The sequence below is a fragment of the Rhodobacteraceae bacterium D3-12 genome (assembly GCA_025916135.1).
Lineage (GTDB): Bacteria > Pseudomonadota > Alphaproteobacteria > Rhodobacterales > Rhodobacteraceae > JAKGBX01.
Map to the genome: position 1 here is coordinate 15,467 of CP104793.1, position 21,670 is coordinate 37,136.

Consider the following 21,670-nt stretch of genomic DNA (forward strand, 5'->3'; position numbering starts at 1 on the left):
GGTGAGCGCCGGGTGTTCTTATTGTGGCAGAAACTTGTGTTTAGCGGTCGCGGAACTGGGCTTCGCGCTTTTCCATGAAGGCGGCCATGCCTTCTTTTTGATCTTCGGTCGCAAACAGGGAATGGAACACGCGGCGTTCAAAGAGCAAGCCTTCGCGCAGGGTGGTTTCATAGGAACGGTTAACCGATTCCTTGACGGCCATGACGGTGATCACGCTTTTCTCCGCGATTTTGGCGGCGGCGCCCATCGCTTCTTCCATGAGCTTTTTGGCGGGAACCACACGCGAGACGAGCCCGGCGCGTTCGGCTTCTTCGGCGTCCATGAAGCGGCCGGTCAGGTTCATGTCCATCGCCTTGGATTTGCCGATGAGACGGGTGAGGCGCTGGGTGCCACCAATGCCCGCCATAACGCCGAGATTGATCTCGGGCTGGCCGAATTTCGCGGTGTCGGCGGCGATGATGAAGTCGCAGAGCATCGCCAGTTCACAGCCGCCCCCAAGCGCATAGCCAGCAACAGCAGCGATAATGGGCTTGCGCACGCGGCTGATCGTGTCTGTTTCGTTGGTGAAGAGGTCTTCGGTGAATACGTCGGCAAAGCTCTTTTCGCTCATCATCTTGATGTCGGCCCCGGCGGCGAAGGCCTTTTCGGATCCGGTCAGGACGATGCAGCGGACTTTGTCGTTTGCCTGTGCTTCGGTCATCGCCCGAGCCAGTTCGCTGAGCAGCTGATCATTGAGCGCATTCAGGGCATCGGGGCGATGAAGTTTTATGAGGCAGATATGATCTTCTACTTCGACGATGATCGTCTCAAAGGCCATGATGATAGCTTTCGGCTGTTTCGCATGAACCTGATTCCTTACCATTGTCGGTGATTGGTTCAAGCTATCTTTGGCATTGCGGGCAGTAGAAACTTGATCGTCCGGCTTGGACGATTCGGCGAATCTCTCCGCTGCATTGGGGGGTGGGGCAGGGTGCGCCTTGGCGATCGTAGACGTCAAAACGGTGTTGAAAATACCCCAGCTCGCCGCTTGCCTGGCGAAAATCCTTGAGGCTTGAACCGCCTGCGGCGATGGCTTGGGTCAGCACGTCGCGGATGATCGGGACAAGGGTTGCAACACGCGGCGCACTTATGCGGCCAGCCTTGCGGGTCGGCGAGATGCGGGCACGGTAAAGTGCTTCACAGACATAGATATTTCCCAAGCCGGCGATGATGCGTTGATCCAGAAGGGCCGTTTTGATCGGAGTGTTTTTGCCGGCAAGAGCGCGTATGAGGTAGGGTTCATCGAAGCTGTTGCCCAAGGGTTCGGGGCCAAGTTTGGCGAGAAGCGGATGGCGTTCAGCGTTGTCGGTTGAGATGAGGTCCATCGCGCCGAAGCGGCGGGGATCGTTGAAGGTGATGCGCGCGCCGTTCGCCATATCGAGAATGACGTGATCGTGTTTTTCCTGAGCCGGGTGGTGATGGACAAATTGCCCCAGAGGGTCGCCCGAAACGGTCATTCGGCCGGACATTCCGAGATGGATCAGGAGCGATTCTCCCTGATCGAGATCGGCGAGGATGTATTTCGAGCGACGGCGCAGACGGGCGATGTGGCGTCCGGTCAGGCGCTCTGCGAAATGGTCGGGGAACGGCCACCGCAGATCGGGGCGGTTGACCGTGGCGGTTGCAATTACCTGTCCCTCCATCGAAGGGGCGAGGCCACGGCGAACAGTTTCGACTTCGGGCAGTTCGGGCATCGGAAATTCCGGTCATTACGGCGCATTGTGTGCGTCTTGCACCCGTTATAGAGAGGGGCATGGACCCGGTAAGGCAAGACCCATGAGCGACAAGACCACACATTTTGGATTTCAGGACGTTCCCGAAGCGGAAAAAGCCGGGAAGGTGCAGGGTGTTTTCGGCTCGGTTGCGTCGAAATATGACGTGATGAACGATGCGATGAGCATGGGCATCCACCGCATTTGGAAAAATGCGATGATGGATTGGCTTGCGCCACGTCCGGGGCAGCGGCTTTTGGATGTTGCGGGGGGCACCGGCGATATTTCGTTCAAGTTTCTGAAACGTGCGGGGCAGGGTCATGCCACCGTGCTTGATCTGACGGAGCCGATGTTGATCGCGGGGCGCAAACGGGCCGAGGCCGACCGCATGGCCGATAGTCTGGATTGGGTGGTTGGGGATGCGATGGCTTTGCCGTTCCCTGACAATACGTTTGATGTTTACACGATCAGCTTTGGCATTCGGAATGTGACGCGCCCGCAGGAGGCCTTGAACGAGGCGTTCCGGGTGTTAAAGCCGGGCGGGAGGTTGATGGTTCTGGAGTTCAGCCAGATCCCCAATGAGTTGATGCAGAAAGTGTATGATTTGTATTCGTTCAACATCATTCCGCAGATGGGGAAGATGATTGCGAATGATCGGGATAGCTATCAGTATCTTGTTGAATCCATTCGCAAGTTTCCTGACCAATATACGTTCCTTGGGATGGTCAGGGACGCGGGTTTTGAGCAGGCGAAATATCGCAATCTGTCGATGGGCATTGCCTGTTTGCATTCGGGTTGGAAGCTGTGAGGGGGCCGCATAATATCATCCGGCTGATCCGCACGGGGGCCACTCTGGAGCGGACCGGAGCGATGAAAGTCATCCTTGATGCCTATCAAGCGCCACCGTTGCTTAGGATGGTGATGCGCGGGCTGGTCTGGCCGGTGCAGTGGCTGGGCGACAAGGGGGACGCGTCGATGCCGCCTGCGACGCGGGCGTTGACGGCTCTTGGGCCGGCTTATGTAAAATTCGGGCAGATATTGAGCACGCGGCCAGATGTTGTGGGCGACGAGCTTGCTGTGCAGCTTAGGGTCTTGCAGGACAAGCTGCCACCGTTTCCCACCGAGCTTGCCAAGGCCGAAGTGCGCGAAACGCGCGGCGTGGAAGTTGACGAAATTTTCGAGGATTTCTCGGATGCGGTGGCGGCGGCGTCGATTGCACAGGTGCATCGCGCGCGGTTGAAGGAAACGCAGGAGGACGTGGCCGTCAAGGTGCTGCGGCCCGGAATCGAGCGCGCGTTTCAACGTGACATAGACGCGTTTTACTTTGCGGCGGATGTCATCGAATTTCTGAGCCCGGCCTCGCGCAGGTTAAAGCCGCGCGATGTGATCACGCATTTCGAAGGTGTGGTAAAAGGCGAGTTGGACCTGAGGCTGGAGGCGTCGTCGGCCAGCGAATTCGCTGCCAACACGGTAGACGACGAAGGGTTCCGCCTGCCTCAGGTAAAGTGGGCCTATTCGAACCGTCGGGTCATGACGATGAGTTGGGCCGAGGGCATTCCGCTGGGCGACAATGCCGCGCTTGAGGCGGCGGGGCATGATTTGACTGCGCTGGGAGAGCGGGTGTTGCAGCTTTTCCTGAGCCATGCCCTTCGGGACGGATTTTTTCATGCGGACATGCATCAGGGCAACCTGAAGGTCGCGCCGAATGGCGATATCATAGCTTTTGATTTCGGTATTATGGGGCATATCGACGAATACACGCGGCGGGTTTATGCAGAGATCCTGTTCGGCTTTATCCAGCGTGATTACAAGCGCGTGGCAGAGGTGCATTTCGAGGCGGGATATGTGCCTGCTGATCGTGATGTTGATGATTTCGCGCGTGCTTTGCGGGCCGTTGGTGAGCCGATTTTCGGCATGGACGCCAGCCAGCTTTCGATGGGGCGGTTGTTGTCTTATCTGTTTGAAGTCACAGAGCGTTTCGGGATGGAGACGCGCACCGAGCTGATCCTATTGCAGCGCACGATGGTTGTCGTAGAGGGCGTGGCGCGGTCATTGTCGCCGCATCTGAATATCTGGGACGTCGCCAAACCGATCGTTGCCGATTACATCAAAGGGTCAATCGGGCCACGTGCCTTTGCGCGGGACATGGCGAAAACGGCGCGTGTTCTGGCGCGGTTTGGGCCGCGGCTTCCTGGGATAGTGGAGCAGGCGTTGGTGCGGCAGGGACAGGTCCGGATCAAACAATACACAAGCGGTCGCGCTTTGGCTGGCTGCTTTGGCTGGTGTTGGGCGCAGGTTTGGGCGGCGGGGCGGTGGCTCTGTCGATGATGGTTTGAGGCTGAATGGCGGGCGCTAAGAATCCCTATTACGAGGGGCCGGTAAGCGACCATTTTGATGGTGTTCGGTTTTTTAACCCCGGTGGCGTTCAGCCAAAACAGCTGCGAGACGTTTTGAAATGGCAACTGCAAGGCGGGCGTGAGCGATGGCCGAAACATCACCCCAGCCCGTTTGAAAGTGCAAAGCCTGTTGCGCGATTGGGCAAGGGCGATTGCGAGGTGACGCATATTGGCCATGCGTCGTTTCTTTTGCAGGCGGGCGGGCTGAATATCCTGATTGATCCGGTGTTTTCAGAGCGCGTTAGCCCGTTGAGCTTTGCCGGACCCAAACGGGTGAATGCGCCGGGAATTGCAGCCGGTGATCTGCCTGAAATTGATCTGATCCTGATCACGCATAACCACTATGACCATCTTGATCTATTGGCGCTGAAAGCGATTTGCGCCCAGTTTGATCCGAGGATCATAACCCCGCTTGGCAATGATACGATCATCCGCAAGGCCATTGGGGCGGCGCGTGTAGACGCGGTGGATTGGGGCGATGTGATTGAGGTGAAGGGCGTGGCCATTCACACCGAGCCGACGCACCATTGGTCGGCGCGTGGGGTGGGTGACAGGTGCATGGCGCTTTGGGCGAGTTTTGTTATCGAGACTGCGACGCACCGGATTTACCACGTTGGGGACAGCAGTTTTTTTGAAGGGCGCAATTTTAAGGATGCGGCGGTGCGTCACGGGGCGTTTGATTTGGCGATCTTGCCGATCGGTGCCTATGAGCCGCGCTGGTTCATGAAGGATCAGCATATGAACCCATTGGAGTCGGTAGAAGCGTTCCGTCTGCTTGGCGCGGAGCGCGCCGTGGGGCATCATTGGGGCACATTTCAGCTTACCAATGAAGGTATTGAGGTGCCGCGCGAGGCGCTTGTGCAGGCTTTGGATGAGGCGGGCGTGTCGCAGGAGGCGTTTTTGCCGCTCTCTCCGGGGCAGCAGATACGCATTTGAGGGACGTCATGCAATATTGCGACACTGACTAACGGGTTGCATGCCCGCTTGGTATCGGCCCTGTTCAAATGGGGTAGAAGCCCATAAAATCGACACAAAGAGGCTTATAAGGCAGGCGGCAGACAGATGCAGTTGATCAGAAAGTCAGCACTTGGCGTGCTAATTTCAATGGTTCCGGGGGCTGCTTTGCCCGAAACCCTGCTGACCTATTCCAAGAATATGTATGGCACGCCCGGTGGTCTTGTGGATATGCCGTCCGCGGAAATGGCGCGGGATGGCGAGTTGAGCACCACGATCTCGCATTTTGGCGGCACGACGAAGACCACGCTGACGTTTCAGATATTGCCGCGCCTGACCGGGTCATTCCGCTATTCGGCGCTTAAGAACTATAAGCCGGGCCGGGGTGGCGCGAATGCCTATCCGAACTCAAGCTATTATGATCGCTCGTTTGACTTGAAGTATCTGCTTGTGACTGAAGGAAAATATCGCCCGGCTGTTGCGGTGGGTTTTCGCGACTTTATCGGAACCGGGCTTTATTCTTCGGAGTATTTGGTGGCGACAAAATCCATCGGTCCAAGGCTTAGGCTGACGGGTGGTTTCGGCTGGGGCCGACTTGGCAGTTTTGACAGCTTTAGTTCGACCGGCACGCGCCCTGCATCAGGGGCGATCGGGTCGGGTGGGAACCTGCGGACAGACCGGTGGTTTCGCGGCCCGGTTTCTGCCTTTGGCGGGGTAAGCTATCAGGCGACTGATCGATTGAAGTTTACGGCCGAGTATTCGACCGATGCCTATGTCGAGGAACAGGGCGGCGGGCAAGACCCGGGCGCGACCATGTTTCAGCGCAAGAGCCCGTGGAATTTCGGGGTCGATTACAAGCTGGGCGATATGGTGAATTTCGGGGCCTATTACCTGTATGGGTCTGAAATTGGCATGCGGGTGACGTTGGCTTTGGATGCCAAGGGGTCGCCCGTTCCCGGTGGGTCCGAAACTGCGCCTTTGCCGGTTGCGGTAAGGCCTAAGTTTTCGGCGCGTGATCTGGGCTGGACCACGACGCCGGGGCGCCCCGAAGCTGTGCGCACGGATGTCGCCAAGGCGTTGTCAAACGAAGGTATGGTTCTCGAAGGTATGAAGCTTGACGGGAACCGAGTTCGGATTGTGATGCGCAATCCACGCTATGATCGGGACGCGCAGGCGTTTGGACGTGCGGCACGGGTTTTGACACGGGTTTTGCCAAACTCTGTCGAAGAATTCACCATCGCGCAGAGCTATAACGGGATGCCCACTGGCGCGGTGACCATGACGCGCAGTGACATCGAAAAGCTTGAAAATGCGCCAGCCGTAAACATGCTGGACCGGGTGACATTCAGCGGCGGTGCGGGGTCGTGGGACGGAATAACCCCAGTTGAGGGCGCCTATCCCAGATTGGCGTGGAGTTTTGGCCCCTATACCAAGTTGAGCGTATTTGACCCCGACAACCCTGTGCGGGTTGATTTGGGATTGAAGCTGGACGCGGATTACCACATCGCGCGGGGTTGGGTTTTGTCAGGTGCGGTGACCGTGAAGGGCGCAGGCAACGTGGGCGATCAGGTGCCGGGGCGAAACACGACAGGTGCGGGACCGGGAACGCTTCCGCCTGTGCGCTCTGATGCGGCATTGTATTCGCGCGGCAACGACCCGCGGATCGAGTATCTGACCTTGGCCAAATACGGACGGTTGGGCGAAGATTGGTACACTCGGGTGACAGTTGGATACCTCGAGTCGATGTACGCTGGGGTCTCGGGTGAGGTTTTGTGGAAGCCGGCCAGCAGCCGCTTGGCCTTTGGCGCAGAGCTTAACTATGTGGCCAAGCGCGATTATGATCAGTTGTTTGGCGTGCAAAGCTATAACATCGCGACCGGCCACGTATCGACCTACTACGATTTCGGCAACGGGTTTCATGGTCAGCTTGACGTGGGACGTTATCTTGCCGGGGATTGGGGCGCGACCGTTGCGATTGATCGCGAGTTCGGCAACGGTTGGAAGGTTGGTGCCTTTGTAACCAAGACGAATGTGTCCGCCGCCGCCTTTGGCGAAGGATCGTTTGACAAGGGTATCCGCTTTACGATGCCGATGAGTTGGGCGATTGGCTCGCCGTCGAAGAAAACCAACAAGATTATTGTCCGATCGCTGTCGCGAAACGGCGGGGCGCGTTTGAGTGTAAACGGTCGTCTGTATGAGGCGGTGCGTGGCACCCATCGGCCGGAAATGGCCAAAACATGGGGGAGGTTCTGGAGATGAGCAGCATGTTGCGAGCGATTACTGTTCTTGTCGCGCTGGCTGTGCTGGCCGGATGCGGGAACCGAACGGATCAGGGCGTGTTTCTGAAAACGGCACGCGGTGGCGGGCTTAAGAAAGCCGGTCAGGGAAGTGCACCCAGTCAGGAACAGTTGGCGGCGGCGATACAGGGCGCTTTGACAGCGACCGACCTTCCGGTGGCTCTTGCGGTGGTGGAGGGGCGCAATGCGACCGCGCTTTTGACCCGGATTGAGACGAATGGGGCCTATCAGACATGGGGCACGCCGGACCGGCGGACGGTGACAACGCGCGGCGGTGTCGTGACGGCGACGCGTGGGCTGGGCAACGATATTATGTCGTCTACGGTTTCGGACAGTCTGGCCTTGATCTCGGCGCGCAAGGCGGGCTCGGCGACGCGGATTATGCGATATCTTGACGGTGGGAATGCGACCGTGGAGTTGGTTGCCACATGTCAGTATTCAAAAGGCGGTACGCAGCGTATTTCAGCCGGTGAATTGAAGAACGTTGCCACGACCAAAATCACCGAAACCTGTTCCGCCGGAGAGCGGAGCTTTACCAATACATATCTTGTGGATGGTCGAGGGACGCCGGTTCAGTCGCGCCAGTGGCTGAACCCGGTCAGCGGACACATTCTTTTGCAGCGCCTGCGGTGAGTGTTCATAAAAAAATGGCGGCCTAAAGGCCGCCATTTTCATAGCTTAAACACATCCGGCAAAAGCCGGTGTGAAATTAGCTGTCGTCCGACGTGGTGATCGCGATGGCGAGGGCAACAGCAGCAACAGCTGCAACGCCAGCACCAGCCGCGCCCAGACCCAGGGCACCCTGTGTCGAAACGAACGGATCTTGAGTTTTGGTTTCAGCAGCAACCGGTGCGGCGGTTGCCACGGCCAGAGCAGCAGCAGCTGCAATGATCGAAAGCTTGTTCATAATAATCTCCAAACCACAGTTAAGCCGACCAAAATCGGCACGACCGGCACCTGTATCGCACAAATTGCCCTCAGTTGAAATAGAAATTGAGGTAATCCTGTAGAAATGGGACCTGCTGAGCGAGGCCGAACCCGCTCTGTGCAATCCGTTGAAAAGCATGGACATTGTGTGCTTTTGACGCGCGCTCGCGGTTGCACTTGTTGGAATTAGGATCGTCTTGTTGCTGCGGTGCAACATGGACTTGAAATGGCAAAACGAGGGAGGGCTTTGTGCCGGTGCCGCGGTGTGCGGCCTTACCGATTCGCGCCGGTGGCTGCGCTAAGCCTAGTCTTGAAGGGCAGCTAGTTCGAGCGTCATTGCGGCGTGATACTCCTCTGCTCCGTTTTCGTATCGCCACAAACAATAGGCCGCCATGCGCCAATGATACCAAGGGGTAAGGGCATGGTGGCGTTGGATCAGGTTTGCATCGGTGAAGCTTTTGAGGAAGGATTCCTCTTGGGCTTTGGTCAATACGGCGCCGCGATAGATGAGTTGCATTGCGGGCGACAAAAAGATCGCCAGATCATTCACCGGGTCGCCGCGCATAGGACATTGCCAGTCGATGAAAACAATCCGATCAGTATTGGTGATCAAGTTGCCGGGAACCGGATCGCCATGCAGCAGGCAATCTACCCCGCTCGCGGGAACCTGAGAGGTGGGTCTTAAGTCTGCGATGGTGTGCGCTTTAGCGTGTTTGCAGGCCTTTAGAATTGCCAATGTTTGTTTGGTTAACTCTGCGCTGCCATCGGGCGCGCGGGGGAGTGAGGGCAGCAGGGGGGCATCGTGCAGTTGTTCGAAGGCGCGTGCCGCTTTGCTTGTCTCGTCATGCCAAGTGCTGCCGTCAATATGTGAGTAAACCAACACAGGCCCATGCGGGAGGTGTAGAAAATCCAGCAAGTCGGGCGCAAGCGCCGTGCCGTGAAGGTGGCGCAGAACCCGTTCCTCATCATCGGGCGAGTTTGGGAAAAGTGGGTTGTTGCCCGGTTTTGTGTAGCTTTTGATCACGATAGGGCCGTTGACCGTATCGGCGCGCCAAAGGTGATTTGTTCGTCCGCCAGTCAGGGGAACAACCTTGGATGTGGGAGAAATGATTTGCCGCGAGAAGAGAGCTTCACGCAAGGGAGCGGGCATATTCGGGGAGCCAGCAATTGGTGCTTGTGAAGGCCCGGGCATTGCGGCGTTTCCCTACGCATATCTGGCGACATTGATGCAAGGCGGCGCACGGCCGTTTTGCGAACCTGTATCGACCTACTTGAGTAAGAGGGGCCAATCAATAGCGGGCTTGGGTATGCGCATTCAGATGGGATTGCGAAGTGCGGTGACATCGGAGGCATAAACGGGCACGCCGCCATCCAGCATCAGGACCATAACACCGTCGACGTTTTGCGCCTCGGTCACATTGGCATAATGCTCTACCGGAGTGGTGCCAATGGCTTCACCCTTGGCGAAATTTTCCACCTCGAAGCCATAAACGCCATTCGCAAGAGGGCTGCCATTGGCGCCGACACCGGCCCAGACGATGTCATCACCGCTGAGGTTGATTGCTTCGCGAGAGACTTCTGTGCCGGTTGCGTCGCGCACCACGAGCCATGCTTCGTCGGCAAGCACGGCGGAGCGGGGAGAGAGCGTAACGGGGCTCCCATCGAAGTTGATCGGCGCGGTGGTGCGGGCGTCCATACCAACCCATCCGGCAAGTTGGGAAATGCTTGTGCTGGACATCTGAGAAATCATGCTGGTCAGCAAGTCGTTGGTTAGCACCTGCTGTTCCACCGAAGAGAAGGTGGCGAGTTGCACCGCGTAATCAGAGCTATCAATCGGATTGAGCGGATCTTGGTTTGTCATTTGCGCGGTCATCATTTGCAGAAAGGTCTGGAAATCTGAGCTGATGACTTTTTGGCCCGAGGTCGTGGCGTTAGCAGCGGCGGCTGATTGGGCTGCGGCTGCGGAGGCGGCGGAGGCTGTTGGGGTGACGATGTTGGCCATTTGAGGAGGCTCCTTTCAGGTCGGCTTAGAATCGCAGATCCAGCCCGCTTTGGGTGGGCGATTGAGGGTGAGATCCGCTGATCGATTCTTGTTGTTTGGACCCGGACAGTTCCGGTTTGGGGGTGCCTTGCCCGTCGTCATGCTGAGGGCTGTTCTGATCGGCGTTACCCTGAGGAGATGATCCGAAGGTGAAGGTGACATCATCATACCCAAGCTCTTGGAATTCAGTTTCGAGCTGGCTGATGTGGCGGCGCATCAAGTCGAGAGTTTCGCCGCGTTCTGCCACGATTGAGACAGTCATCGCAGTTTCACCCGGCGACAGAAGCAACCGCACGCGGCCAAGCTCTTCTGGGTGCAGGCGCAGTTCTATAGCGCGGTTTTCCTGCTTCGGGGTGGATGCAATTTGCATCGCTACTTGGCGCGCGAGCTCTGTTTGGCGCGTTGGCAGGGCGCTTGGCTGTGATGGGGTGGGCGTTTCTGACCTAAGTGGTTCTGAGGTCGGTGAAATGCTGAATTCTAGCTGGCTTTGGCTGTCCTTGTTGGGGATGGCGAGAGGGCCGGGGTTCGGGAACGGATTGGGTGGCGTTGTCTCCTTGGGGGTTGTCGTCGCATTGGCCGTTTCCAAACTTCTGCTGGAGTTTGCCATGGGAGAGGGAGAGCTCTTGGACGCGTGGCTACTTTCTGCCGCTACACCAGTTTTTGCGGAAGGTGTCATGCTTGGCAGGGTTGGCTCTGCAAGTAGCGGCAGTTTCTGCGGCTCGACTTTTGGAAGGGGGGCAGCCGTATTAGGCGTGATACTGGCGGGCTGTGGTGTGCTTGGGCCTGATAGCGTTGTTTCGAGCGTGGCGGGCGCATGGACAACGGGTGCTGTTTGCGGGAGTTCAGGTTTGGCTGCGTCGTTTTGAGCGACAATGCTTGTCAACGGCGTGTTCAAGACAGGCGTATTTTGGACGGGAGTATTTGGGACGGGAGTTAATTGAGCTGACGCATTTGGCTGTGCGGCCTTGCCATCGGCAGAGGTGGGCGTTTGAGGGGTGGATTTGCGGGAAGCTTCCAATTGGTTTGGAGGCGGGCGAAGGGCCTTTTCTGTAGGAAGGTTGGCTTGGAGATCGGGACGCGCAGTCGCAGCGTGTGTTTGGCCCAGCTCTAGTGTCGCGGACTGCGGCGCAGAGGTTTTCTGATTGGTTTTCAATGCGGGTAAGTCGGCTTCTAAGAGTTGCTGCGCTTGGGGTGCTGCGGGCGTATTTGCTTTGCTGAGCGGAGTAACGGCAGCGCTAAAGCTCTCACGGTGGTTATTGTGGTGTGCTTGGTCTGCATTGGGGATGGTGATTGGGGGGGCGACGATTGCGGGCTCAACGATCTTCGTCAAAGGAGGGGCTTGGATTTCAGCCTCAAGGGGCTGCTGTAAGGTGGTGTCAGCGTCTTCGATTTCGGAGGGCTGCAAGGCGGTTTCCTGCAGACCTTCAGTGTCCTGTTGATCTGGCTCTGGTGATTGCTCTGAGGCAGATGGCGCCAAAGGCTCAACCTTAGGCGCTGACGAAGGTGCAGTGTGCAGGGCTGCAAAGATTTCACCAAATGCATGTGCAGTCGCCGAGCGTCCGGAAACCGCCGCCAGAGCAACAGGTTGCTTGGCAAGAGTATGCTGTGCATCGGTGGTTTGCAGTAGCTGGATATCGGTCATAGCGGCCTCGAGAATTCTTCCTCAACTTCTCTACTATCGCTGTTTCTGGTTACCGGTTCTTTACCGATATCTGCGCTTATTGGGAAAAGTCCCTTGAATTGGAGGTATTCCCGTGACCGTTTTTTCACCAATCCCGGCAACGCCACCGGCACAGTATAACGGCCAGGGGGCGAGCCCACGTGATTCAAAAATCATGGCGGCAGCGCAAAATTTGGAAGCGACGTTTTTATCGGAAATGCTGAAGGCGGCTGGGTTTGGAAAGTCGCGAGGAGCGTTTGGGGGCGGCGCTGGCGAAGACCAGTTCGCTTCCTTCCTGCGCGATGCGCAGGCGCAGGAAATGGTTAAGGTGTCTGACGTCAGCACCTATGGGACAGATATGAGGATTTGAATAACGGAGGGTTTCTGGTTCATCGTAGCCTTTAAGGAGCGAAGATGAACAAGAAGCCCGGAACATCGAAAGGCGCAGCTGACAAGCTGGTCAAAAACATCCGCCGCAAGACCCGCCAGACCTACTCGGCGGAGGAGAAGATCCGCATTGTTTTGGCCGGATTGCGCGGGGAGGAAAGCATCTCGGCGTTATGTCGCCGCGAGGGTATTTCTGACAGCCTGTATTACACTTGGTCGAAGGAATTCCTTGAGGCTGGAAAGCGTCGTCTTTCCGGCGACACGGCGCGTCAAGCGACATCGCCTGAGGTGAAGGAGTTGAGATCTGAGGCCATGGCCCTGAAGGAATGCGTGGCCGACCTCACCTTGGAAAACCGTCTGCTCAAAAAAAGCATGACAGGGGCTGGGGAGTTCGAGGAATGAGGTATCCAGCAACCGAGAAGTTGGAGATCATTCGCACAGTTGAAGGGTCGCATCTGCCAACCAAGAAGACCCTTGATATGCTGGGCATCCCGCGCACCACATTTTACCGATGGTATGACCGATATGTCGAAGGTGGCTTGGATGCCTTGGCAGATCGTTCGCCACGTCCAAAGTCGGTCTGGAACCGCATCCCTGATATCCGCCGTGACGATCTGATCGAGTTTGCGTTGGAGCATGAGGCACTGACCACACGCGAGCTGGCCGTTAAATATACCGATGAGAAGCGATATTTTGTCTCTGAATCATCGGTTTACCGCATCCTGAAAGCCGCTGATCTGATTACTGCGCCGGACTACGTGGTGATCAAGGCCGCCGATGAGTTCACGGACAAGACCACCGCCATCAACCAGATGTGGCAGACTGACTTCACCTACTTCAAGATCATTGGCTGGGGCTGGTATTACCTGTCCACCATCCTCGACGACTACAGCCGCTACATCATCGCCTGGAAGCTCTGCACGAACATGCGGGCCGAGGATGTGACCAGCACGATCGAGCTGGCGCTTCAGGCATCGGGCTGCGACCAGGCCGTGGTCCGACACAAACCCCGTCTGCTCAGCGACAACGGATCCTGTTACATCTCTGGCGATCTGGCCAAATGGCTGGAGGATCAGAAGATGGACCACGTTCGCGGAGCGCCATTCCACCCGCAAACCCAAGGCAAAATAGAACGATGGCATCAGACCATGAAGAACCGTGTTCTGCTGGAGAATTACTACCTGCCCGGTGATCTCGAGCGACAGATCGGGGCCTTCGTCGACTACTACAACAACCAGCGCTACCACGAGAGCCTGAATAACGTCACACCCGCCGACGTCTACTTTGGACGGGACAAAGCCATTCTGAGAGAAAGGGAGAAGATCAAGAAACTGACGATCCGACAACGCCGCTTGCAACATCAAAAACAAGCCGCATAATCAATCACGCAACCGAACCAGAGCCTCCAATGTTCAAGCCGCTCTGATGTCCCATTTTATATGACGACTGACAATGCGTATTTCGAAGAACTGGAACATTCCGTGCCAAAGGAGACGAAAAATGCCGGTTGAAGAGGGTGCAAACGAGGCGAACAGCAAGGGAAATGGCGGTCTTTTCTCGTCAGTTCCGATTGAAATTACGATTTCCGTGGGCAAGGCACGCCCGCTCATCCGAGATTTGTTGTCTCTGGGGGAAAATGCGGTGTTGCCACTCGACACGAAGGTCGATGATCCGGTGGAACTTTTCGTGGGCGATCAATTGATTGCGCGCGGCGAACTTGAGGAGCTGGAAGGGGAAAGCGAAGGGCAATTGGCAGTCCGGTTGACTGAAGTCATTGAGCTGGGAAATGGGTTGGAATGAGGCCCGGCTTTTGCGTTGTCCGGTTAGGTATGTTGTTCGCGGTGATCGCAGCTGCCTTAGTGCTTCCTCAGGTGGCTAATGCGCAGGAAATAGCGATTTCTCTGGACGAGGGTGGTTCGCTTAGCGGGCGGACGGTTCAGCTGATCATGTTGATTACCGTTCTAAGCCTCGCTCCCGGGCTTGCTATCATGGTCACTTGCTTTCCCTTTATTGTGACGGTTTTGTCAATCCTCCGTCAGGCTATCGGATTGCAACAATCCCCGCCGAATATGTTAATTATCAGCCTAGCGCTGTTTTTGACGTATTTTGTGATGGAACCAGTTTTCGCCGAGGCTTGGACTCAAGGAGTGGCGCCGCTTGTCGCGGAGGAAGTCGAGATTGCAGTGGCTTTCCCCAAGATAATCGCCCCGTTTAAGGTCTTTATGTCCGACCGGCTGGACCCAGAAACATTCGCGGCGATGGCTGCTCTTCGTCCAGACGTGACGGATTTGACCCCTAGTCCCGATGCGGACCTCTCTGTTCTTGTTCCGAGCTTTCTTCTGTCGGAGATTTCCAGAGCTTTCCAAATAGGCTTTTTGATATTTATGCCATTTCTTATCATCGATCTAGTTGTTGCTGCTATCTTGATGTCGATGGGTATGATGATGGTCCCACCGGCCATCGTGTCGCTTCCATTCAAGCTGTCGTTTTTTGTGATCGCGGATGGGTGGAGTTTGATCGCGAGCAGTCTTGTGCGCAGTTACTTTTAGGCTTCCAGGCCGCGTGTCGCGCGGCGTGGTTAACGGCGCCCTTCGCGCAACCACGCCATAATAGTGAGCATCCCGACAAGGACAAAAACCAGCCACTCGGGCAAAAGTGGAACTTGTTCTACACCGGTTGTTTTGTAGGCGCTGCGCGGCGTTAGCCCGAGCCAATTTCGCCCAGATGCGGGCCGGCCCCTGCGCACATGACGTAGGTTTGGAAGGTTGTCGGAAAGGCGCGCGATGCCGCCCCCTGTTTTTTCAACGACGGGTTCGAGCTGGACGGCGCTTGCGACTGTCTGAATGAATTCCCGAGGCGCGCTTGGCCCCAGCCCAATGACCGCCGATGTGTCGCCATTCGTCAATCGGAAGAGGCCGATTTCATTACCCTTATAGGTGCCTTCAAACCGACCCGGCTCAACTTCGGATAAAGTAAGCTCAGTTTCCACACCGGATGGTGAGGTCACGGTTACTGTACCGACCTCGCTTGAAAGAGTTCTACGGATGATGCGCAGCGTTTGACCATTTGGCTCTGCCCACAAGGCTTCTTCTTCGAGTTCGGGCTCTTTCATCATCCAGTGGGCCAAGCGCCGTAGCAACTCTAGCTGAGGCCCGCCGCTTTCAAACCCACGGCTCCAAAGCCATGCGTGATCTGATGCCAGAAGCGCAACGCGACCTTCACCGACTCGATCGAGCACGAGAAGGGGGTTTCCTCAAAGCCTGACATAACCACATTGCCACTCTGCGCAGTGACTTCGATTTGCCGCAACCAGCGCCCCCAAGTTGCTGCATCCCGTCCCGGACTCAGATTGGAGGTGACCGGGTGCCGGTCGCCAAGATCTGTTACGGTGGGGCGAAACCCTTGCTCGATAACGCGCGCTGTGGGGCCGGCTGGAATGATCTCGGCCAAGGGAGATCGGTAGATGCTGTCTGCACTCGCAAAATCTGGCCCGGCAGCGATGAGGATCGCACCGCCTTTCTCCGCATATGATTTGACGTTTTCCAAGTATATCGACGGCAAAATGCCACGGCGCTTGTAGCGATCGAATACGATCAGATCGAAGTCGTCAACCTTTTCGAGGAAGAGTTCGCGCGTGGGAAAGGCAATGAGAGATAGCTCGCTCACTGGAACGCCGTCTTGTTTTTCGGGGGGCGGAGAATGGTGAAATGGACGAGGTCAACGGAGCTGTCAGATTTGAGCAGGTTGCGCCACGTGCGCCCGCCGGGATGTGGCTCTCCTGAGACCAACAACACGCGCAAACGATCACGTACACCGTTGATTTGCACCAATGCGGTGTTGTTGCGCGAAGTGAGTTCGCCTTCGGATGTCGGCACGGTGAATTGCAAAACGTTGCGTCCGCCGTGTGGGAGAGTCACGGGCAGATCAATTGATTGTCCTATCGGAACTTGGAAAACCATTGGCGCACCGCCATCAACCGCGATTTCGAGCGGTGTGAGCGTTTGGCCCTCAGGCACCTTCCCCTGATCCTCAACCCTTAGCGTTAGCGAGATTTCCTCGCCAAGAATGGCGAAGGCTGGTGCGTTTTCGATGACGATACGGCGGTCCCAATCGTCCGGTTCTCCGGTCAGAATTAGGTGCAATGGTGCCGGAAAGGTAGGGGCGGCGTCGATATCGTGCACGCGTCCATCACTCAGCATAATCAGCCCGGAGATACGCGATGCGGGTTCTTCGGCCAACACATCCGACAATGCAGCGAAGGCAAGAGTGCCTAAATCGCCAGCCCCGTCAGGGAGATTAATCCGTCGCAATTCCGTATTGGGTAATGCCTCGATCTGTTTTGCAATCTCGTCGGCAGCGTCTTTGGTTTGTGCCGCGCGATCACCGAGCTGCTGGCTTGAGGATTGGTCGACCAGTAGAATAGCGATATCTGAAAGAGCTTCGCGTTCCTCTTGCTGCCATACCGGGCGCGTCAACGCCAAGAGGACAATCAACGCGGCGAGCCCGCGCAATGCCCAACCGGACAGCCCCTTGAAGAAGGCAAAAACCGTTGCCGCGAACATCAGGATGCCGAGCGCGGCGATAAACCACCAAGGCATCAACGGGTCGAAGAGGATGGTCGAAGTCATTGGCCTAACCTCTCGAGAAGTGCGGGAACATGAACCTGATCAGATTTATAGTTACCAGTTAACGCGTGCATCACCAGATTGACCCCAAAGCGATAGGCCAATTCACGTTGTCGCTCACCTGCCATGCCCCTGCCGACGGGAAACAGCGTTTTGCCGCTTGCATCCATTGCCCAGGCAGCGGCCCAATCGTTGCCGCCAATAATCACCGGTGTGACGTTGTCATTTAGATTTCGAAACGGCATTCCTTCAACACGCTCAGCGTCGGCAGGGGCGGCTTCGACCCAAACGTCACGCCCATTGTACCTTCCTGGGAATTGCTGAAGCAGGTAGAATGTTCGTGTGAGAACATGATCGGACGGAATAGGCTCAATCGCAGGGATGTCCAAGGGGGCTGCGAGCTGTTGCAACTTGCGACCATTCGGGCTTGCCGATCCAAACCCAGCGATATCTGCATCCCGTGTATCAAATAGGATCATCCCACCGGACCGCAAATACCGGTTAAGCTTGTCATAAGCGGCGGCTGAGGGTGTCGCTTGATCAGGCGTTATTGGCCAATACAGCAGCGGAAAGAACGCCAGTTCATCGGTTTCGATGTTAACCGCCATAGGGGTGGCTGGTTCGATTGAGGTTCGAAAATAGAGGGTTTCGGAAAGGCCAAGCAACCCTGCTTGTGCGGTGTCATCAATCTGACGATTGCCGGTAATGACATGGGCAAGCACCACCTCTGCGGCGGCATCTATGGCTCGGTTGTCATCGGCCCTCAGGTCTGCGGGTGTGAGGGCCAGCGCGAGTAGGATCGTTGCGGCGCGCGCTGCGACGAGGCGGCCCGACAGGGCCAGAGACGCGACAATATCAAGGGCAAGCAAACCAAGAGCGAGCGATAAAAGCCAGCCGCCCAACGGAAGCTCTTTTGCTTCAGTGAAGCCGTTGATGGGTGTTGAGGAGGGCCAAGCCGCGCGAGAGATTTGCTCATCCGAGCGCAGAACGTTTCTAGCGATTTGTCGGTTTGTGCTGCCATATAGGCCGGGTTGTAAAGCGTTACTTATAGGTGCTTCGGCGAGCAGCTCTCCGGGGACGCCGGAAAGAGACGCTCCATCTAGCAATGCGCCAAACCCATCGAGCACTTTGAGCGGTTTCCAGATCGATCCTGCCAGATCTTCAGCAGTTGGCGTGGTTGTCATGGCTGATACGGCCAACCTTTCGAGCATAGACATGAAGAGACCGGACAGCGGCAGGGAAGACCATTCGGCGTTTGCAGTGACGTGGAACAGCACGACCTGCCCCTGACCGATTTTCTTGCGGGTAACGAGCGGGGTGCCATCGCTGAGTGTCGCTATCACGCGGTCCGCGAGTGTCGGATCAGGTTGCGCCAAAACCTGTGCTGTGATGCGCACTTCTTCGGGAACGCTGAGACCAAAAAAGGGGGAATCTTTGTCGAAGGGCGCGAGGGTTTTTGGTGCTCCCCAACTCATTGCACCGCCAACGGTTCGCCCGCCCGCTCGCAACCGGACAGGCATAAGCGGGTCTTCGGTGCGGCGGCTGATTTCGCTTGCAGCGATACGAGGGCCCGCAAAGCGTAACACCATCCCGCCCGCTTCAGCCCATTCTAGCAACGCTGCGTCTTCAGCGGCAGTAAGCTTTGCGATGTCCGCCAATACAATGACGTCGGGGTTCGCGGGCAGCACATCAAGCAGCGAACCTTCGATCAGTTCCGCAGAGGGAGCGAAAGCTTGCCGCAAATAGTGCAAGGGGGACAACAGTTCCAACCCCTCACGGTTTTCCCGACCCGTGATCAGCGCGATCTCGCGTTTGCGGAGGCTGTCATCCGTGAGAGTGACGCCTCCTGCGCCATCAAGCCCTTTGATTTGAAAGCGGGAAAGGCGGTTGCGAAGTTCTGCGGGAAGAACAATTTTGCCTTCCGCTGCAATTGAAGAAGGCGCGAAAACAAGCGGTAATTCTGCCAAAATACGTTCGGTGCCGGATGGATCACGGCCAACGGCTTGCACGACAATATTGCGTTCATGAGCGGCATTGTCGCGTCTGGCGGTGAGCTTCACTGCGCCTTCTGAAAACACGGCGGGTGCGAGCGCCAAAATGGGCTGATCGCTTTGCATTACTGTGAGCGGCCCGGCCTTGGTCAATGCTTGATGAAGCGCTGCGCGCCCGTCGCGTGCGAGCCCGTCTGAAAACCAAATGGTCTCGATAGATTGGTCAACGGGTAGGTTCTGGGCAAGTAGTTGCATGGTGTCGGTGTTCGGAGCCCACGATTTTGGAGTAAGCCCCGGAAGGCGCGCGCGCCAAGCTTGGGCGGCTTGGAATACAGGTGCTTCAAGGTCTGTAAGCATCGCAATGGCAGCGGTGCGCCCGGTGCGGCCAGATTCGTCAAGGATTTGTTCGAGCGCCAACACGCGTTGGTTCCAATTGCGTGCGCTTGCCCAGCTGGCGTCCATAACGATGAGAAGCGGATCGCGAGATGTTGTCGCGCTATTTGAAGGGTTGAGGACCGGCCCTGCAAGGCCAAGGATAACCACCGCCATCGCAAGCATTCGCAACAACAAGAGCCACCATGGTGTGCGATCCGAGACGCTGTCGTCATCGCGCAATCCGAGCAGCAAAGTTACCGCCGGGAACATTCGGCGAATGGGCGCCGGTGGGATTGCGCGTAATAAAAACCACAGAATTGGCAGCGCCAGCAAGACAGCCAACAGCCACGGTGTCGTAAAAGCTACGGACCCGGCGATCATGCCGTTCCTCCTTCGAGTGCTCGATACAGCCAAAGCAGCGCAGCGGTCGCGCTTTCGTTGGTGTGATGGCAGTGGTAGCGCCAGCCTGACGCTGCGCAGAGGGACGTTAATTCGTCTTTTCGCGACGCCAGTCGTTCGAGATATCGTTGGCGAAGGTCACCGGCTTTGAGGGTCTCATGCGATAAAGAACCGCCGACGCTCTGAAAAATGGTGCGACCTCGGTATGGAAACGCCTCCTCGCTTGGATCGAGTACCTGGACCAAAACGCCTTGGACGCCCCGGTCAGAAGCTTTGGTCAAAGCCGTGACAATGTTTGAAATGTCCGAAAAAAAGTCAGAGACAAAGATCGCTCGGGCGTGTGGCGGTAGGCCGCGTGCATCGGGCGAGAGGTAGTCATCTGGCGATTCTTTTGAAAGAAGCTCAGCAAGACGTGATATCTGTGCCTCGCCGCTGCGCGGCAGCAATGCGCCGCCGGTCAGGCCTACGCGCTCTCCGCCACGGATCAAAAGTATCGAGGCGGCCAAGGCAAGGATCCGGGCGCGATCTGCTTTTTCGGGGAGTTCGTCAGAGCTCTTGAAGCGCATGGAGCTGGCTGGATCGACCCAAAGCAGCACGCTCTGAGCGATTTGCCATTCCTTTTCTCTGACATATTGCGCGTCTGATTTGGCCGAACGACGCCAGTCAATCATGCGCCGCGAGTCGCCTGGTTGCATTGGGCGATACTGCCAAAAATCATCGCCGAGCCCGCTACGTCTCCGCCCATGTTCGCCAACAAGAACTGTTGAGGCCAGTTGTTCTGCGTGGGCCAAGAGCGGAGGCAGCGTGGCCGCCTGCTCTTCGGCGCGAACCCGCAGATGAAGGGGAGGGGTGCTCACGCAGCGGCCTCTTTCACCAAGATAGATTGCAACGTGTTGTTGATAAGCCCGGTCAAGTCTTCTCCTCGGGCGCGTGATGCAAAGTTAAGCGCCATGCGATGTATCAATACGGAATGTGCCATAGCAATTACATCGTCAGTGTCCGGCGCCAAGCGCCCTTGGATAAGTGCGCGGGCCCGCACCGATAGCATCAATGCCTGCGCTGCGCGCGGGCCTGGGCCCCAAGCAACGGATTGGCGCACGATCTCGCTTGCGCTTGGATCTTCGGGCCGGAATGCGCGCACCAGATCCAAAATCTGTTCGGCGATTGCATCACCGACAGGCATTCGGCGCAAAAGCTTCTGTGCAGCGAGCAAGTCAGCGGCTGTGAACACTGCATGCGCCTGATCTTCGGTCTCGCCGGTTGTCGCGATGAGGATGTTTTTCTCGGTTACGCGGTCAGGGTAGGTGACATCAATCTGCACAAGAAAGCGGTCAAGTTGAGCCTCGGGCAGTGGATAGGTGCCCTCTTGTTCGATTGGGTTTTGTGTCGCCAAGACGTGAAAGGGCGCATCGAGCTCTCTATCTTTGCCTGCGACTGTAACTTGCCGTTCCTGCATGGCCTGCAAGAGGGCCGATTGCGTCCGAGGGCTGGCCCGGTTGATTTCATCTGCCATGAGGAGCTGACAGAAAACCGGACCGGGAATGAACTTGAAGGTTCGGCTTCCATCAGCGCCAGTTTCCAAGACCTCTGATCCCAGAATATCAGCGGGCATCAGATCTGGCGTAAACTGGATTCGGTTTCCGTTTAGCCCCATAACGGTGCCAAGCGTTTCAACCAGGCGCGTCTTGCCAAGGCCGGGCAATCCGACGAGCAAAGCGTGACCGCCGCAAAGCAGGGCGGAGAGAGCGAGGTCAACGACCTGCTCCTGACCAATGAAACGCCGCATGATCGAAGCTTTGGCCTGCACCAATTTTTGCTCCAGTGCTTCAATGTCCTGCACTAACTCTGCAGCCTCGGTCATGGTGTC

18 protein-coding genes and 1 pseudogene are annotated in these 21,670 nt (G+C 56.9%); 9 read left to right on the forward strand and 10 right to left on the reverse strand.

The genetic code is table 11. The annotated features are described in order from the left end of the window. Positions 1 to 40: 40 nt before the first annotated feature. Both N4R57_00070 and mutM read right to left on the reverse strand, forming a co-directional pair. On the reverse strand, positions 41 to 817 hold the full coding sequence (locus N4R57_00070) for an enoyl-CoA hydratase (protein UYV37565.1): 777 nt from the start codon (positions 815 to 817) through the stop codon (positions 41 to 43). A 64-nt stretch (positions 818 to 881) separates the two neighbouring features. Next, the gene (gene mutM, locus N4R57_00075; GenBank protein ID UYV37566.1) at positions 882 to 1,733 is read right to left on the reverse strand and encodes a bifunctional DNA-formamidopyrimidine glycosylase/DNA-(apurinic or apyrimidinic site) lyase; all 852 of its coding nucleotides are present in this window, start codon (positions 1,731 to 1,733) and stop codon (positions 882 to 884) included. Between the two features lie 82 nt (positions 1,734 to 1,815). On the opposite strand from mutM, the gene ubiE reads away from it, so the two are divergent. The 5 genes from ubiE to N4R57_00100 all read left to right on the forward strand — a co-directional run bounded on the left by ubiE (position 1,816) and on the right by N4R57_00100 (position 8,031). Beyond that, entirely contained in the window at positions 1,816 to 2,559 is a 744-nt protein-coding gene (ubiE, locus tag N4R57_00080) for a bifunctional demethylmenaquinone methyltransferase/2-methoxy-6-polyprenyl-1,4-benzoquinol methylase UbiE (GenBank protein UYV37567.1), read from the forward strand. Continuing rightward, entirely contained in the window at positions 2,556 to 4,079 is a 1,524-nt protein-coding gene (gene ubiB / locus N4R57_00085) for a 2-polyprenylphenol 6-hydroxylase (protein UYV37568.1), read from the forward strand. Before ubiE ends, ubiB begins: the two co-directional genes overlap by 4 nt. A gap of 14 nt (positions 4,080 to 4,093) precedes the next feature. Then, positions 4,094 to 5,083 carry an MBL fold metallo-hydrolase gene (locus N4R57_00090; protein UYV37569.1) on the forward strand — a complete coding sequence of 330 codons (990 nt, stop codon included), beginning with the start codon at positions 4,094 to 4,096 and terminating at the stop codon, positions 5,081 to 5,083. A gap of 126 nt (positions 5,084 to 5,209) precedes the next feature. After that, the gene (locus N4R57_00095) at positions 5,210 to 7,360 is read left to right on the forward strand and encodes a YjbH domain-containing protein (GenBank protein UYV37570.1); all 2,151 of its coding nucleotides are present in this window, start codon (positions 5,210 to 5,212) and stop codon (positions 7,358 to 7,360) included. Continuing rightward, a complete protein-coding gene (locus N4R57_00100) occupies positions 7,357 to 8,031 on the forward strand; it encodes a YjbF family lipoprotein (GenBank protein ID UYV37571.1) in 675 nt (224 codons plus the stop codon). Before N4R57_00095 ends, N4R57_00100 begins: the two co-directional genes overlap by 4 nt. Before the next feature lie 76 nt (positions 8,032 to 8,107). Here N4R57_00100 and N4R57_00105 read toward each other — a convergent pair whose 3' ends face one another. The 4 genes from N4R57_00105 to N4R57_00120 form a co-directional block, all read right to left on the reverse strand. Continuing rightward, positions 8,108 to 8,470 carry a hypothetical protein gene (locus N4R57_00105; GenBank protein UYV37572.1) on the reverse strand — a complete coding sequence of 121 codons (363 nt, stop codon included), beginning with the start codon at positions 8,468 to 8,470 and terminating at the stop codon, positions 8,108 to 8,110. Between the two features lie 159 nt (positions 8,471 to 8,629). Further along, positions 8,630 to 9,463 carry an aminoglycoside phosphotransferase family protein gene (locus tag N4R57_00110; GenBank protein ID UYV37573.1) on the reverse strand — a complete coding sequence of 278 codons (834 nt, stop codon included), beginning with the start codon at positions 9,461 to 9,463 and terminating at the stop codon, positions 8,630 to 8,632. A gap of 177 nt (positions 9,464 to 9,640) precedes the next feature. Continuing rightward, entirely contained in the window at positions 9,641 to 10,327 is a 687-nt protein-coding gene (locus tag N4R57_00115) for a hypothetical protein (protein UYV37574.1), read from the reverse strand. Positions 10,328 to 10,352: 25 nt separating this feature from the next. Continuing rightward, entirely contained in the window at positions 10,353 to 12,008 is a 1,656-nt protein-coding gene (locus N4R57_00120) for a flagellar hook-length control protein FliK (GenBank protein ID UYV37575.1), read from the reverse strand. A gap of 193 nt (positions 12,009 to 12,201) precedes the next feature. Between N4R57_00120 and N4R57_00125 the strand changes: the two genes are divergently transcribed. The 4 genes from N4R57_00125 (at position 12,202) to fliP (ending at position 14,962) form a co-directional block, all read left to right on the forward strand. Continuing rightward, positions 12,202 to 12,396: a hypothetical protein gene (locus N4R57_00125; protein ID UYV39649.1), complete on the forward strand. Its 195-nt coding sequence runs from the start codon at positions 12,202 to 12,204 to the stop codon at positions 12,394 to 12,396. 44 nt (positions 12,397 to 12,440) lie between these two features. Next, a protein-coding gene (locus N4R57_00130) for an IS3 family transposase (protein UYV37576.1) occupies positions 12,441 to 13,792 on the forward strand; the annotation gives its coding sequence in 2 pieces (ribosomal slippage) (positions 12,441 to 12,777 and positions 12,777 to 13,792; 1,353 coding nt in all). A 121-nt stretch (positions 13,793 to 13,913) separates the two neighbouring features. Next, entirely contained in the window at positions 13,914 to 14,213 is a 300-nt protein-coding gene (locus tag N4R57_00135; protein ID UYV37577.1) for a FliM/FliN family flagellar motor C-terminal domain-containing protein, read from the forward strand. Beyond that, a complete protein-coding gene (gene fliP / locus N4R57_00140; protein UYV37578.1) occupies positions 14,210 to 14,962 on the forward strand; it encodes a flagellar type III secretion system pore protein FliP in 753 nt (250 codons plus the stop codon). Before N4R57_00135 ends, fliP begins: the two co-directional genes overlap by 4 nt. Positions 14,963 to 14,991: 29 nt before the next feature. On the opposite strand, the pseudogene N4R57_00145 reads toward fliP, so the two are convergent. The 4 genes and pseudogenes from N4R57_00145 to N4R57_00160 all read right to left on the reverse strand — a co-directional run bounded on the left by N4R57_00145 (position 14,992) and on the right by N4R57_00160 (position 21,664). Then, positions 14,992 to 17,041: pseudogene (locus N4R57_00145) on the reverse strand (hypothetical protein). Further along, positions 17,038 to 19,785, reverse strand: coding sequence for a DUF4159 domain-containing protein (locus N4R57_00150; GenBank protein ID UYV39650.1), 2,748 nt, complete (start codon positions 19,783 to 19,785; stop codon positions 17,038 to 17,040). The pseudogene N4R57_00145 and the gene N4R57_00150 overlap by 4 nt, the downstream one beginning before the upstream one ends. Next, the gene (locus tag N4R57_00155; GenBank protein UYV37579.1) at positions 19,782 to 20,660 is read right to left on the reverse strand and encodes a DUF58 domain-containing protein; all 879 of its coding nucleotides are present in this window, start codon (positions 20,658 to 20,660) and stop codon (positions 19,782 to 19,784) included. Before N4R57_00155 ends, N4R57_00150 begins: the two co-directional genes overlap by 4 nt. Further along, positions 20,657 to 21,664: a MoxR family ATPase gene (locus N4R57_00160; protein UYV37580.1), complete on the reverse strand. Its 1,008-nt coding sequence runs from the start codon at positions 21,662 to 21,664 to the stop codon at positions 20,657 to 20,659. The genes N4R57_00155 and N4R57_00160 overlap by 4 nt, the downstream gene beginning before the upstream one ends. Positions 21,665 to 21,670 lie beyond the last annotated feature (6 nt).

What these genes read in the sequence shown, in the direction of transcription:
- N4R57_00070 (UYV37565.1), bottom strand. Translation starts at nt 817, where the DNA reads ATGGCCTTTGAGACGATCATCGTCGAAGTAGAAGATCATATCTGCCTC.
- mutM (UYV37566.1), bottom strand. Translation starts at nt 1,733, where the DNA reads ATGCCCGAACTGCCCGAAGTCGAAACTGTTCGCCGTGGCCTCGCCCCT.
- ubiE (UYV37567.1), top strand. Translation starts at nt 1,816, where the DNA reads ATGAGCGACAAGACCACACATTTTGGATTTCAGGACGTTCCCGAAGCG.
- N4R57_00090 (UYV37569.1), top strand. Translation starts at nt 4,094, where the DNA reads ATGGCGGGCGCTAAGAATCCCTATTACGAGGGGCCGGTAAGCGACCAT.
- N4R57_00095 (UYV37570.1), top strand. Translation starts at nt 5,210, where the DNA reads ATGCAGTTGATCAGAAAGTCAGCACTTGGCGTGCTAATTTCAATGGTT.
- N4R57_00100 (UYV37571.1), top strand. Translation starts at nt 7,357, where the DNA reads ATGAGCAGCATGTTGCGAGCGATTACTGTTCTTGTCGCGCTGGCTGTG.
- N4R57_00105 (UYV37572.1), bottom strand. Translation starts at nt 8,470, where the DNA reads ATGTCCATGCTTTTCAACGGATTGCACAGAGCGGGTTCGGCCTCGCTC.
- N4R57_00115 (UYV37574.1), bottom strand. Translation starts at nt 10,327, where the DNA reads ATGGCCAACATCGTCACCCCAACAGCCTCCGCCGCCTCCGCAGCCGCA.
- N4R57_00120 (UYV37575.1), bottom strand. Translation starts at nt 12,008, where the DNA reads ATGACCGATATCCAGCTACTGCAAACCACCGATGCACAGCATACTCTT.
- N4R57_00125 (UYV39649.1), top strand. Translation starts at nt 12,202, where the DNA reads ATGGCGGCAGCGCAAAATTTGGAAGCGACGTTTTTATCGGAAATGCTG.
- N4R57_00135 (UYV37577.1), top strand. Translation starts at nt 13,914, where the DNA reads ATGCCGGTTGAAGAGGGTGCAAACGAGGCGAACAGCAAGGGAAATGGC.
- fliP (UYV37578.1), top strand. Translation starts at nt 14,210, where the DNA reads ATGAGGCCCGGCTTTTGCGTTGTCCGGTTAGGTATGTTGTTCGCGGTG.
- N4R57_00150 (UYV39650.1), bottom strand. Translation starts at nt 19,785, where the DNA reads ATGATCGCCGGGTCCGTAGCTTTTACGACACCGTGGCTGTTGGCTGTC.
- N4R57_00160 (UYV37580.1), bottom strand. Translation starts at nt 21,664, where the DNA reads ATGACCGAGGCTGCAGAGTTAGTGCAGGACATTGAAGCACTGGAGCAA.